The sequence below is a fragment of the Martinezella lusitana genome, from assembly GCF_900094565.1.
Taxonomy (GTDB): domain Bacteria; phylum Pseudomonadota; class Alphaproteobacteria; order Rhizobiales; family Rhizobiaceae; genus Rhizobium; species Rhizobium lusitanum.
Window position 1 is genome coordinate 81,538 of record NZ_FMAF01000024.1, and the last position, 12,374, is coordinate 93,911.

Sequence of the window (12,374 nt, forward strand, 5' to 3'; positions counted from 1 at the left end):
CCCCCTCATCCGCCTGTCGGCACCTTCTCCCTTTGGGGAGAAGGGGTTACCCGGCAACGATCTCTTCCCATATGCAATCGCCCTGCCGAAACCAGACAGGCTCTTTGCATCTTATGCCGACGATGATCGCCAACGGTCAGGCGGCGAAATCGAAGGCTTTCGTCCCGGCCCCCTCCAGCCGCAGCAGATAAGCCTTGCGCTCGAGGCCGCCGGCAAATCCTCTGAGCTCACCCGCCGATCCGATAACCCGATGGCATGGCGCGATGATCGAGATCGGGTTGCGGCCATTGGCGGCACCAACTGCACGGATCGCTTTCAGCGCCCCGATCTCGGCAGCAATCTGGGTGTAGGTGCGCGTCTCGCCGAAGGGAATGGCCAGCAGCGCCCGCCATACCTTCCGCTGAAACTCGGTTCCCGAAAAATCGAGCGGGAGATCGAAAGCCTGCCGTTCGCCGGCGAAATACTCGCGGAGTTGTCGCTCGGCCTCCAGCAAGACGGGATGGCTGTCGTCCTTGGCGACGATCGGCAGCTGCACGCGATTGGGCCGGTCATTATCCCATAGAATGGCCGCAAGCCCGTCATCGCTGGCAACAAGCTTCAGCGCGCCGACGGGCGAAGCCATGATCCTGTAGACATAATGCTTGCCGGCATTTCGCGTGGATGTGGTCATGCCGATATCCTTCCTTCGAATCGTGCCGCAAGGCGGCAGTCGATCTCCTTGTCGTCATGACATGAGACCCAAAATATAAGGTTCCAGCCACCCGAAAAACGTCTTCGCGGGCCGAAATCCAATACTTCCGCATTCCACGCCTTCGATCGAAATACCGACGTCGCGGTTTGGAAATTGGATCGAAATTGTGTAAAACCGAGGCAAGATTGGTCACCTGCATGCGGAGTCAGAGATGACGGTTCGCCCGCCGCGCAATTTCAATCCATCCAATATGAACGAGACCGGCCTCGGGATTCTCGAATATGAGATGATGTCGGAGCGCGCCAGCTCGCTCGGCCGCCATGGCATGAAGGTGGAGGCAGCACTCGCCGCGCTGCAGGAGGGCGAGGCCAAGGGCAAGGATGGCGTCGAACACGAGCGGCTGGTCGATGCTGCTGCGCAAGCCGTTTGGGCCATGTTCATTCATCGCGAGATCTGCGGCCTGCGCAACAGCCGCGACGTCATCCAGCGCTATGGCATTCCGAACAAAGTGCTTGCGCGCCTCGGCGCGAGCCCGCGCCACACATAGAGCAGTCAACGGTTTCACGAAACCGCTTGACTGCTCTATGTCTTTGTTTTTGCGCGGTTGCGGACGGAAAGCCGCTGCACACTTTTCCTGCAATCGCTCTAAACTTCAGGATTTCAGGATCGCCGAGAAGCGCGGATCGAAGGCATGGCCGATCGGCTCGGCGGCCGCGCCGCGCGCCACGGCCCAGGGGTCGGTCATGCCGAGCTGCAGGCGCGGCAACAGCCGGTCGGCGCGATCGGCATTGGAGGGCAACAGCGGCTGCATGGCGTCGATCAGCCGCGTCGCAAGGGCTGCAGGCGCGCCTCCGCACAGAATCACGGTCTGCGGATCAAAGATAGTCTCGATGAGATGCACGCTCCAGCGCAGGTCGATCGCCGCCTTTTCGATCCAGGCGAGAATCTCCGGATCATCGGCGGCAGCGCGCCTGTCGATCAGCGAATAGATGTCCGGCGCCATCGGATCGACGCCCAGATGCTCGTAGAGCGAGGCCAGCGATGCGCGGTGTTCAAGCTGGGTCAGCCTGCCGCCGGCCGTGAGCAGCGCCATGCCGATTTCGCCGGCATTGCCATGGGCGCCGCTATAAAGATCGCCACCGAGGATCAGGCCGGCTCCGATACCGTAGCCGACATAGAGGCAAACGGCATGATCGAGCCCATGCGCAGCGCCGACCATGCGCTCGGCGGTCGCGCAGGCGGCGGCGTCGTTCTGCAGGGTGACGTTGAGGCCGGTGCCGGCGGAAAGCGTTTCCAATAGCGGAAAGCGCTGCCAGGCGCCCATCATCCAGGGATTGTCGTCACCGTCCTGTTCGATGCCGAACGGACCCGGCATCGCGACGCCGAGCCCGACGAGGCGCTTTTCCGCCTGTGCGGCACGCAGCTTGAGCTCGGTGCGAACCTCCTGCACGAGCTGCAGCACCACGGGGGTGCCCGTGGCCGGTCCGCCGACCGGCAGGTTCGCCTCCTTGCCGATCAGCACATTGCCGACCAGATCGACAGCGATGGCGCGGGTGATGTGACGATCGATCTGCAGGCCGATTGCAAAGGCGCCTTCCGGCACGAGCCCATAGGGCGTCGAGGGTTGCCCCCTGCCGCGGCGCACCGTTTCCCTTGAGATCACCAACCCGTCGATTTCCAGCTCCTCCATGATGTTGGAGACCGTCTGTTTCGTCAGGCGGGTGGCGCGCGCGAGATCGGCGCGGGAGAGGGCACCATTGAGCCGCAAGGCGTCGATGATCACCCGCCGGTTATGGGCACTGGTGCCTTCGTGGTTCGTTCCGCTCGTGGCCCTGATCGGGCGAACATCGTTCATGTGCATTTGCCTCTTGACACCAATAGAATATTGAAGAACAAATAAGTCAAGACAATTGACTTAAAAGAAACCACAGAGTTTCATGAGGGAACGCAGGGGAGCCTCAAGGCTCCGAAGACGCTCCGATCGAGGTTCGGCAGCCTGGTCGGCTGCCCGTTCGACACCTGACGGCGACATTTCAGCCGCCGTTGGAAAATCGCGTGACTGTCAAAAAAAACTGGAGGCTGGAATGTTGAAATCATTGAACAAGACACTGCTCGGCGCAGCGCTGATCGGCGTATCCTTCGCGTCGCACGCCTTTGCCGAAACGACCCTGAACGCCCTCTTTATGGCGCAGGCCGCCTATAGCGAAGCCGATGTGCGCGCCATGACGGACGCCTTCACCAAGGCCAATCCGGACATCAAGGTCAATCTCGAATTCGTCCCTTATGAGGGCCTGCATGACAAGACCGTGCTGGCGCAAGGCTCGGGCGGCGGCTACGACGTCGTGCTGTTCGACGTCATCTGGCCCGCCGAATACGCGACCAACAAGGTTCTGGTCGATGTTTCCTCGCGTATCCCTGACGATACGAAGAAGGGCGTGCTGCCGGGCGCATGGACCACAGTCCAATACGACAGCAAATATTACGGCATGCCCTGGATTCTTGACACCAAGTACTTGTTCTACAACAAGGAAATCCTGGAAAAGGCCGGCATTAAGACGCCACCGAAGACCTGGGACGAGCTGACCGAACAGGCCAAGATCATCAAGGACAAGGGCCTTCTGGCCACGCCAATCGCCTGGAGCTGGTCGCAGGCCGAAGCCGCGATCTGCGACTACACCACGCTTGTCAGCGCCTATAAAGGCGACTTCCTCAAGGACGGCAAGCCGGACTTCCAGAACGGCGGCGGCCTCGATGCCCTGAAATACATGGTATCCAGCTACAAATCCGGCCTCACCAATCCGAATTCCAAGGAATTCCTCGAAGAGGACGTGCGCAAGGTCTTCGAAAATGGCGACGCAGCCTTCGCACTGAACTGGACTTACATGTACAACATGGCGAACGATCCGAAAGACAGCAAGGTTGCTGGCAAGGTCGGCGTCGTGCCGGCACCGGGCGTCGCCGGCAAGAGCGAGGCTTCGGCGGTCAACGGCTCCATGGGCCTCGGCATCACCACCGCCAGCAAGCATCCGGACGAAGCCTGGAAGTTCATCACCTTCATGACCTCGCAGGCAACGCAGAACCAGTATGCCAAGCTCAGCCTGCCGATCTGGGCATCGTCCTATAGCGATCCGGCTGTCACCAAGGGCCAGGAAGACCTGATCGCCGCCGCAAAGGTCGGGCTTGCGGCCATGTATCCGCGTCCGACGACACCGAAGTATCAGGAACTGTCGACAGCACTGCAGCAGGCGATCCAGGAATCGCTGCTCGGCCAGTCTTCGCCGGAAGATGCGCTGAAGTCTGCTGCCCAGAACAGCGGTCTCTGATAGTCTTACCGGGCGGCGCCTATCGCCGCCCGCCTCTCGATCCTCCATGAAGAATGAAAGAAGGGGCCCGTCATGTCCGGCACCTCAATGACAACTCGCGCCTGGTTTTTGATGTTGCCGCTGCTGGTGGTGATGGTCGCCGTCATCGGCTGGCCGCTCGTCGATACCGTCGGCCTTTCTTTCACGGATGCAAAGCTTGTCGGCACCGGCGGCAATTTCGTCGGCATCGACAATTATGCGAAGATGCTGGCGAACTCCAATTTCCAGCGCACCTTGATCACCACGGCCTGGTTCGCGATCGTATCCGTTGCCGCCGAAATGGTGCTCGGCGTGCTTGCCGCGCTGCTCCTGAACCAGGAATTCAAGGGCCGAGGCGTGCTGCGCGCGCTGATGATCCTGCCCTGGGCACTGCCGACCGTCGTCAACGCCACGCTGTGGCGGCTGATCTACAATCCGGAATATGGCGCGCTGAACGCAGCCCTTACCCAGCTTGGCCTGATCGACGCCTACCGCTCCTGGCTCGGCGAACCGGGCACGGCGCTGACGGCGCTGATCGTCGCCGATTGCTGGAAGAACTTTCCACTGGTGGCGCTCATCGCGCTTGCCGCCCTGCAGGCCGTGCCGCGCGATATCACCGCCGCCTCGCTGGTCGACGGCGCCGGCCCCTTCAAGCGCTTCCGCTTCGTCATCCTTCCCTATCTTGTCGGGCCATTGATGGTGGCGCTGGTGCTGCGCACCATCGAGGCTTTCAAGGTCTTCGATATCATCTGGGTGATGACACGCGGCGGCCCGGCAAACAGCACGCGTACGCTATCGATCCTCGTCTATCAGGAAGCCTTCTCCTTCCAGCGGGCGGGGTCGGGCGCATCGCTTGCCCTCATCGTCACGCTGCTGGTGACGGTGCTTGCCGCGGCCTATGCCGCCCTTGTCCGCAAAACCGCGGGGAGTGCGACCTGATGGAACGCAAGAGCCCGCTCTTCACCTGCTTCATTTATGTCTGCGCCATCCTGCTCGCCGTCGTCATCCTGGCGCCGATTGCCTGGCTCTTCATCATGAGCATTTCGCCGGCTGCCGATCTTGCCGCCAAGCCCTTGCGCTGGTGGCCGCAGACGGCTGACTTCTCGCGCTACTGGGTGCTGCTTTCGACGCTGGAAAACAGCGAGGGAGCCGCCTTTACCTCGTCGCTGCGCAACAGCATCGAGGTTGCCGGCATGGCGACGATCGCAGCGATCGCGCTGGCGATCCCAGCTGGCTGGGCCGTGTCGCGCACGCCGTCCGTGGGATGGTCGCTCTCGATGGTCATCGCCACCTACATGCTGCCGCCCGTCGCACTTGCCGTGCCGCTCTATATGAGTCTTGCCTATCTCGGCCTGCTCAACAACGTCTTCGGTCTGGCACTTGTCTACCTGACGATCCTCGCGCCTTTTACGACCTGGCTGATGAAATCCGGCTTCGATTCCATTCCGAAGGAGATCGAGGCCGCCGCGATGATCGATGGCGCCGGTCTGTTCCAGACGCTGAAGATCATCACGCTGCCGCTTGCCATGCCTGTGATGGCGACCTCGGCGCTCTTCGCCTTCCTGCTTGCCTGGGATGAATTCTTCTATGCGCTGCTCTTCACCTCCGACCAGCGCGCAAAGACCCTCACCGTCGCCATCGCCGATCTGGCCGGCGGCCGTGTCTCGGATTACGGACTGATCGCGACTGCCGGCGTGCTGGCCGCCCTGCCACCGGTGCTGATCGGTCTTGTCATGCAACGTGCCCTGATCTCCGGGCTGACCAGCGGCGGCGTCAAGGGATGAACATGACCACAGAGAAAACACGCCCCGCCGGGCTTGCCGCGATCGATCGCGAAATGGCCCGCCAACATGCCGATGCGATTGCCTCCTTCGAGGCCGCTGCCGAGATGGCTGCCAAGGCGGCAGCCTCGCTGAAGCGCACCGGCAAGCTGCTGCTGCTTGGCATGGGCGGCTCCCACGCCGTCAACCGCGCCGTCGAGACGCTCTACCGTGCTGCCGGCATCGATGCGATCGCGCTACCGCTCTCCGAACAGCTCGGCCAGCCGCTGTCGCTCGAGGACCGGACGATCTTCGTGACGTCGCAGTCCGGCGAAAGCGCCGAAGTGCTGCGCTGGTTCGACGAGACGGGCGGCAATGCCGACACATTCGGCCTGACGCTGGAGGGCAGCTCCTTCCTCGCGAGGACCGCTCCCTCGCTGGTGGGCGCCGGCGGCACCGAGCTTGCCTTTGCGGCAACGCGCAGCCTCACCGTGACCTTCGCGCTGCATCTGGCGATCTTCACCGCGCTTGGGCAGGATCCCGCGAGCGCACTGGCGGTACTACAGGCACCGCAGACGCTCGATATCTCGCCGGCGCTTGCTGCCCTTGCCGATGTCGCCACCATCGTTACCTCAGGCCGCCGCCTGCAGGGCGTTGCCGAGGCGCTTGCACTTGGCCTCACCGAGCTGTCGCGCCGCCCCTGCTTTTCGCTCGAGGGCGGCCAGTTGCGGCATGGGCCGATGGAAATGCTCGGCCCATCGATCGGCGTCGTGCTTTTCCGTGGCAACGACGCGACCGCCGGCCTGGTGACGGCCATGGCTGTTTCCGCCGTCGAGACGGGGGCGCCTGTGATCATCTTCGACGGTTCGCAGGAAGAACCGGTCCCCGGTTGCATCACGCTCCGTTTCAAGCCGGAAAGCGGCCTTGCCGCCATCTTCCAGATGCTGCCTGTGGCGCAGGCGCTGATGATCGCGTTTGCCGATGCCCGGGTCGAGAATGCCGGCGCGCCGCTGCGCTCCACCAAGATCACCCGGAGCGAATGAATGAAGCCACTAGCAGTCATCGGCAACGTCAACATCGACCTGATCCTCGGGCCGGCCGAGCCTTGGCCCAAGGCCGGCACGGAGATCATCGTCGACCATGACGAGCTGCGCGTCGGCGGGCAGGCGGGCAATACCGCACTCGCCTGGGAGGGCCTCGGCATCGATTACGAGATCGCTGCCAATGTCGGCAGCGACCAGTTTGGACGCTGGCTCAATGAAGCATTCGGCACCCGCAGCAGCAAGTGGCCGGTGCGTCCCGAAGGCACGACTCTATCCGTGGGTATCACCCATCCGGACGGTGAGCGCACTTTTTTCACGACACGCGGCCACCTGCCACGGCTCACATTGGCCGACGTGCATGCCGTGCTCGACGGGACGAAACTTTCCGGCGGCTATGCGCTGCTGTGTGGCGCCTTCCTCACCGACGACCTGACACGCGACTACGAAGCGCTGTTCGACTGGGCGGATAAACACCGGATCACGGTTGCGCTCGACACGGGCTGGCCGCTTGACGGCTGGACCGAGAAGAATTGCAATTCGACGCGGCATTGGCTCTCCCGTTGCGGCGTCGCGCTGATGAACGAAGTCGAAACGACGACGCTTGCCGGCGTGGACGATCCGGTTCAGGCCGCGAGTGCGCTTCGTTCGCACATGCCTGATGGAGCCATCGTCGTTGTCAAGCGCGGGCCCGAGGGCGCCATTGCCATCGGGGCCGATGGCAGCTTGGTTTCGGTCGCCGCGCCGCGTGTCACCGTCGTCGATACGATCGGTGCCGGCGATGTCTTCAACGCGGGTTTCCTGGCCGCCCTTGCCCGAGGCGAGCCGCTTGCAGCCTGCATTTCGGCCGGGACTGCGGTCGCTTCCCGTGCCATTTCCACTCTGCCGCGCAGCTACGGCCCGGCCAAAGCATCCGAGGAGGCCGTTCGATGAGCGCGCTTGAAATCCAGAACATCCGCAAGAGCTATGGCGATGTCGAGACGCTGAAAGGCATCGACATCTCGCTTGAAAGCGGCGAGTTCCTGGTGCTGCTCGGCTCGTCCGGCTGCGGCAAGTCCACGCTGCTCAACATCATCGCCGGGCTGGCGGAAGCAACCAGCGGCGATATCCGCATCGGCAACCGTTCGGTGCTCGGGGTGCATCCGAAGGATCGCGACATCGCCATGGTGTTTCAGTCCTATGCGCTCTATCCGAACCTCTCGGTCCATCGCAACATCGGCTTCGGCCTGGAGATGCGCAAGGTGCCGGCGGCCGAACGCGACAAGGCGGTACGCGAGGCGGCGAAGCTGCTGCAGATCGAACCGCTGCTCGAGCGCAAGCCGAGCCAGCTTTCCGGCGGCCAGCGCCAGCGGGTGGCGATCGGCCGGGCGCTGGTGCGCAAGCCGGAGGTCTTCCTGTTCGACGAGCCGCTGTCGAACCTCGACGCCAAGCTGCGCATGGAGATGCGCACCGAGCTGAAGCGTCTTCACCAGATACTGAAGACCACTATCGTCTACGTGACCCACGACCAGATCGAGGCCATGACGCTTGCAACCCGCATCGCCGTGATGCGGGATGGTCGGATCGAGCAGCTCGGCACGCCGGACGAGATCTACAATCACCCGGCAACGCTCTATGTCGCGACCTTCGTCGGCGCGCCGCCGATGAACCTGCTGAACGCGACCGCCGAGGCTGGTTCCCTGCGCATCGACGGCACCTCGATCACGCTGCCCATGCCTGCGACGAAGGACGGGGTCAAACAGGGACAGGAACTGGTCGTCGGCATACGGCCGGAAACGATGCGTATGGACGAGCAGGGCAAGCTGGAGGCCATTTGCGAAGTCGCGGAGCTGACGGGTCCCGAACTGATCGTGACCGCGCAAGCCGGTTCGCAGCGGCTCATGGCCTGCCTGCCCCCGCGCACTGCGATTGCCGCAGGGCAGACGCTGAAGCTCGGTTTCGACGCCAACGCGCTGCACCTCTTCGACCGCGCCACCGGTCGCCGCTGCGAATGATTTCGCGGCCATCCCGCAGGCGCGCGTCGAGACGATACCGCAAGGCCGAATCCGCAGCCGGCTTCTCTCCGATGCGGCGCATATTGCCACGCTTGCCGAACAGTTGCTCGACCTGCGGCGTCTGGATGTCATCGGCAGGAATGTCTCGTGCGTCGATCTGGTGGAATTCTGCCGGATCGTCGCCGCCGACACGACGCCTCTCGCCAGTACGCAGGGATACGAATTGTCGCTGAGACAGGTGTCGACCGTCTGGCCATCTAGGGTGATGCCGGCGGCCACAGCGCGTCATCGTCAATATCGTCCAGAATGCGATCGAGCACAGAGGTGGCAAGGAAAATATCACCATCAAGATCGACAGACGCGCGATCATCGAAGCCTCGCGCCGCAGACGATCATCCGCCGCGATGAGCCGTCCCACTCCGATTCCGACCATTGGACACACTTCGCACAGTCAAGACGTTCGGCCTCAAATCTGAGGTCTTCCGTCTTTCGCCCGCCCTATGGCCAGGTATGGAGGGTGGAAATTTGGGATCTCCGCCAGCCCTCCATAAGTATTCTCCAATATTTCTGCGACCGGAACCTTTGCTCCAGCAAAGAGTTTTCCTGTATGGAGGAAATTTACATGAACACTAATTCTAATAAACCAAATCTAGATCTCAGAACCACGCCATATGCGCGCCGCTCTTCTTGGGGGCCGCCGATCGCTATATTGGCGGTTGTTGCTGTCGCAGCGCTGGCGTGGAACTTTTGGCCTTATGCAAACTCGCCCTACACGAGCGCGAAGGAATCTAGAATTCCGGCTGCCCAGAGGACCACGATACAGCCATCGGCAGCCTCAATGCCGCCTGCGACGGCGCCTGCTCAGCAATAGAGAAGGCCCATCCGCAATAGAGAAGGATAGCCCCATGGCAAAGCATGATGAATCGCCGCTGTTGAGCGCAACGGATGCGAAGCAAGCTGACAAACGCGATACCAGCGCCTATGGGCGTGGCTCAAAAGCCGGCAAACAGAAGAACCCGGCAGAAGGCAACCCCTATCCCGAAGGCAGCCGCGCTGCCAAGTCGTTTGAACACGGACAACTGGACGCTCAAAAAGTCAGATGCAGCGACAAGCCGCCGGGACGATAGGTGCTCGCAAAGTGGCTCAAGTTTCGAACATCGCCATTTTTGGCTTCGCACGACTTTATGGCATATCGGCGGACATGTGTTGCCGCAATATCACCGATCGCGGCGGAACCTGACCGGCCGATTTCGCCGATATATCAACAAATATGCCCTCGAATTGAACCAAATTCGGTTCTGAACGTTAAATTTAGTTGGAGTGCCATCACGAACAACGCACCGTGCAGTCAAGCGCGATGGAGATGATCGGGCGCTCCCCAGGAGACTTACATGGATACCACCACACTTCTCATCATCGTTATTGTCGTTCTGCTGATCGGCGGCGGCGGCTGGTTCGGCCGGGGTCGTTGGTACTAAGGAAGCCCTTGCGGCGCGGATAAATGTTCGCTGGTCGCGAAGCTTCCCAGAGTATACAATAATATCGACTGGCCGCGGCCCGCCAAACCACGGGATGAGGCCGGTAGATGCCAGATATAATCGCCAAATCTGATGGTCAGAAAATCGCCGAAGCCGAGGTCGACGACTTCCGGAGAGAGCTCGGTCCTTTCGTCGTCGCCGCTGAAACGACACGAATGGCGATGGTTTTTACGGATGCGAAAGAATCCGACAATCCCATCATTTTCGCCAACAACGCCTTTCTCGACTTGACCGGCTATACTCGGGAAGAGGTACTCGGACAGAGCTTCAACTTTCTAATGGCGCGCGGCACGGATCCCGATTCGCTCGCGCGCATCGACGCCGCATTCGCGGGCACGACCGGCGGTTCGGAAATTTCCTATCGTCGCAAGGATGGCAGCGTGTTTTGGTCGGCGGTCCTTATCAGCCCGGTTCGAGACGAAAGCGGCGTTATCGTGCAGCACTTCGCCTCTTTTGTCGACCTTACCGATCATAAGCGGGAACAGGCCCAGTCTCGCATGCTCATCGACGAATTGAACCATCGTGTCAAAAATACGCTGGCGACAGTACAGTCGATTGTCTGGCAAGCCCTGAGGAATGCGTCCGACGTCAATGTAATCCGGGATTCCATCGAGCCACGGCTCTTTGCACTGTCGCGGTCTCATGACCTATTGACCCGGGAAAGTTGGGAGGGTGCGGGGCTGCTCGATCTGGTCAACGCGGCTCTGGAGCCGTTTGGGATTGGAAACGGGCGCTCAGAGCACTTTGTCATCACGGGCCGGAATATCCGCGTCTCACCGAAGGTAACCCTTGCGCTCGGTATCGCGTTCCACGAGCTCGCAACCAATGCCGTGAAATACGGCGCGTTTTCCAACAAGACCGGATCGGTACTGATCTCGTGGACGATTGAGCCGTCGCCGGAAGGCGACTGGCTTCATTTACGCTGGCAGGAGAAGGATGGGCCGTCGGTGACATACCCATCACGGAAAGGGTTCGGCTCGCGCGTGATCGAGCGCGGCCTGGCTCATGAACTGGAGGGCACGGTTGATCTCGACTACCGGAGTGAGGGCATCGTCTGCACGATCAACTTTCCTGCGTCGAACGGTGCTCGTGATGGATAAATTGCTTTCCGGTCGTCGCGTGCTCGTTGTCGAGGATGAAATGCTGATCCTCATCATGATCGAAGACATGCTGGCAGACCTGGGATGTGCGGCCGTGACCAGCGCCGCCACGGTCAATCAGGCCATCGCCCTGATCGAATCTCAAAATTTCGATGTCGCCATGCTGGATATGAACTTGAACGGCGAAATGACTTACCTCGTAGCCGATGCGCTCGCTACGCATGGTGTGCCGTTCGCCTTCTCAACCGGCTACAGCAGTGACGACATTCGGGATGGTTATCGCGACCGGCCGGTTCTGAAGAAGCCGTTTATGGACAAGGAACTGGCCGAGGTCTTTACGCACCTTCTGCACCGCGCCGCGCTCTTGTGACACTCATATCTGTCAATTAATTGGTTTATCGCCGATTGTTGCTAGGAAGGTTTGAGTTGATTGTCTGCAGGCTCTTTGCTTGAGCGCGGCTCATTCTTCATGCTGCTCGGGTTGCGAGCTATGGCATGTCAGCTATTGAGGACGCCGTGGCCCATGTGGGAGGCGGAGGTAGGGCGCTGCTTGAGGTGGCCGCCCTGCTGGGTGCGCACTCCGGCAAGTCCCTGAACGCCGAAACGGCTTTGAAGTATATGCATTTGGGTGATTTGGTTGCGGGGGCAGGATTTGAACCTGCGGCCTTCAGGTTATGAGCCTGACGAGCTACCGGGCTGCTCCACCCCGCGTTACCAGCGTAAGCCGCAAAGCGGCTTATCGCGTCCAGCGTAAACCGCTTGAGCGGTTTATCGCGCCCGAGCAAACCCGGAGGGTTTGTCCCGTATTACCAGCGTAAGCCGCTTGAGCGGCTTATCGCGTCCAGCGCAAATCGGTGAGCGATTTGTCGCTTGTTTCCCTTGGCCCTTATTTCAGGTGCGCAAGGGGATA

12 protein-coding genes and 1 tRNA gene are annotated in these 12,374 nt (G+C 61.2%); 10 read left to right on the forward strand and 3 right to left on the reverse strand.

What is annotated here, in order from left to right; all coding sequences use genetic code 11:
- Positions 1-136: 136 nt before the first annotated feature.
- Positions 137-670, reverse strand: a complete 534-nt coding sequence (locus GA0061101_RS29790; RefSeq protein WP_037199325.1) for a methylated-DNA--[protein]-cysteine S-methyltransferase — start codon at positions 668-670, stop codon at positions 137-139.
- Positions 671-902: 232 nt separating this feature from the next.
- On the opposite strand from GA0061101_RS29790, the gene GA0061101_RS29795 reads away from it, so the two are divergent.
- Entirely contained in the window at positions 903-1,238 is a 336-nt protein-coding gene (locus GA0061101_RS29795; RefSeq protein ID WP_037199326.1) for a DUF6665 family protein, read from the forward strand.
- A gap of 105 nt (positions 1,239-1,343) precedes the next feature.
- On the opposite strand, the gene GA0061101_RS29800 is transcribed toward GA0061101_RS29795, so the two are convergent.
- Complete coding sequence (locus GA0061101_RS29800) at positions 1,344-2,546, reverse strand: ROK family transcriptional regulator (RefSeq protein ID WP_037199327.1); 1,203 nt, start codon at positions 2,544-2,546, stop codon at positions 1,344-1,346.
- A gap of 229 nt (positions 2,547-2,775) precedes the next feature.
- On the opposite strand from GA0061101_RS29800, the gene GA0061101_RS29805 reads away from it, so the two are divergent.
- The 9 genes from GA0061101_RS29805 (at position 2,776) to GA0061101_RS29850 (ending at position 11,834) form a co-directional block, all read left to right on the forward strand.
- Positions 2,776-4,014: an extracellular solute-binding protein gene (locus GA0061101_RS29805; protein ID WP_037199328.1), complete on the forward strand. Its 1,239-nt coding sequence runs from the start codon at positions 2,776-2,778 to the stop codon at positions 4,012-4,014.
- Positions 4,015-4,086: 72 nt separating this feature from the next.
- Entirely contained in the window at positions 4,087-4,971 is an 885-nt protein-coding gene (locus GA0061101_RS29810; RefSeq protein ID WP_037199329.1) for a carbohydrate ABC transporter permease, read from the forward strand.
- Positions 4,971-5,816 carry a carbohydrate ABC transporter permease gene (locus tag GA0061101_RS29815; protein ID WP_092576539.1) on the forward strand — a complete coding sequence of 282 codons (846 nt, stop codon included), beginning with the start codon at positions 4,971-4,973 and terminating at the stop codon, positions 5,814-5,816. Before GA0061101_RS29810 ends, GA0061101_RS29815 begins: the two co-directional genes overlap by 1 nt.
- Positions 5,813-6,835 carry an SIS domain-containing protein gene (locus tag GA0061101_RS29820; RefSeq protein ID WP_037199332.1) on the forward strand — a complete coding sequence of 341 codons (1,023 nt, stop codon included), beginning with the start codon at positions 5,813-5,815 and terminating at the stop codon, positions 6,833-6,835. Before GA0061101_RS29815 ends, GA0061101_RS29820 begins: the two co-directional genes overlap by 4 nt.
- Positions 6,836-7,765, forward strand: coding sequence for a PfkB family carbohydrate kinase (locus GA0061101_RS29825; RefSeq protein WP_037199334.1), 930 nt, complete (start codon positions 6,836-6,838; stop codon positions 7,763-7,765).
- The gene (locus GA0061101_RS29830; protein ID WP_037199335.1) at positions 7,762-8,826 is read left to right on the forward strand and encodes an ABC transporter ATP-binding protein; all 1,065 of its coding nucleotides are present in this window, start codon (positions 7,762-7,764) and stop codon (positions 8,824-8,826) included. Before GA0061101_RS29825 ends, GA0061101_RS29830 begins: the two co-directional genes overlap by 4 nt.
- A 905-nt stretch (positions 8,827-9,731) precedes the next feature.
- Positions 9,732-9,953, forward strand: coding sequence for a hypothetical protein (locus GA0061101_RS29840; RefSeq protein ID WP_051964039.1), 222 nt, complete (start codon positions 9,732-9,734; stop codon positions 9,951-9,953).
- Between the two features lie 458 nt (positions 9,954-10,411).
- Entirely contained in the window at positions 10,412-11,464 is a 1,053-nt protein-coding gene (locus tag GA0061101_RS29845) for an HWE histidine kinase domain-containing protein (RefSeq protein WP_037199337.1), read from the forward strand.
- Positions 11,457-11,834 carry a response regulator gene (locus GA0061101_RS29850; RefSeq protein WP_092576542.1) on the forward strand — a complete coding sequence of 126 codons (378 nt, stop codon included), beginning with the start codon at positions 11,457-11,459 and terminating at the stop codon, positions 11,832-11,834. Before GA0061101_RS29845 ends, GA0061101_RS29850 begins: the two co-directional genes overlap by 8 nt.
- Positions 11,835-12,098: 264 nt before the next feature.
- On the opposite strand, the gene GA0061101_RS29855 is transcribed toward GA0061101_RS29850, so the two are convergent.
- Positions 12,099-12,175 (reverse strand) — tRNA-Met (locus GA0061101_RS29855).
- Positions 12,176-12,374 lie beyond the last annotated feature (199 nt).

Coding starts and splice junctions, on each gene's coding strand:
- GA0061101_RS29820 (WP_037199332.1), top strand. CDS start 5,813: ATGAACATGACCACAGAGAAAACACGCCCCGCCGGGCTTGCCGCGATC.
- GA0061101_RS29845 (WP_037199337.1), top strand. CDS start 10,412: ATGCCAGATATAATCGCCAAATCTGATGGTCAGAAAATCGCCGAAGCC.
- GA0061101_RS29795 (WP_037199326.1), top strand. CDS start 903: ATGACGGTTCGCCCGCCGCGCAATTTCAATCCATCCAATATGAACGAG.
- GA0061101_RS29815 (WP_092576539.1), top strand. CDS start 4,971: ATGGAACGCAAGAGCCCGCTCTTCACCTGCTTCATTTATGTCTGCGCC.
- GA0061101_RS29850 (WP_092576542.1), top strand. CDS start 11,457: ATGGATAAATTGCTTTCCGGTCGTCGCGTGCTCGTTGTCGAGGATGAA.
- GA0061101_RS29840 (WP_051964039.1), top strand. CDS start 9,732: ATGGCAAAGCATGATGAATCGCCGCTGTTGAGCGCAACGGATGCGAAG.
- GA0061101_RS29825 (WP_037199334.1), top strand. CDS start 6,836: ATGAAGCCACTAGCAGTCATCGGCAACGTCAACATCGACCTGATCCTC.
- GA0061101_RS29805 (WP_037199328.1), top strand. CDS start 2,776: ATGTTGAAATCATTGAACAAGACACTGCTCGGCGCAGCGCTGATCGGC.
- GA0061101_RS29800 (WP_037199327.1), bottom strand. CDS start 2,546: ATGAACGATGTTCGCCCGATCAGGGCCACGAGCGGAACGAACCACGAA.
- GA0061101_RS29830 (WP_037199335.1), top strand. CDS start 7,762: ATGAGCGCGCTTGAAATCCAGAACATCCGCAAGAGCTATGGCGATGTC.
- GA0061101_RS29790 (WP_037199325.1), bottom strand. CDS start 670: ATGACCACATCCACGCGAAATGCCGGCAAGCATTATGTCTACAGGATC.
- GA0061101_RS29810 (WP_037199329.1), top strand. CDS start 4,087: ATGTCCGGCACCTCAATGACAACTCGCGCCTGGTTTTTGATGTTGCCG.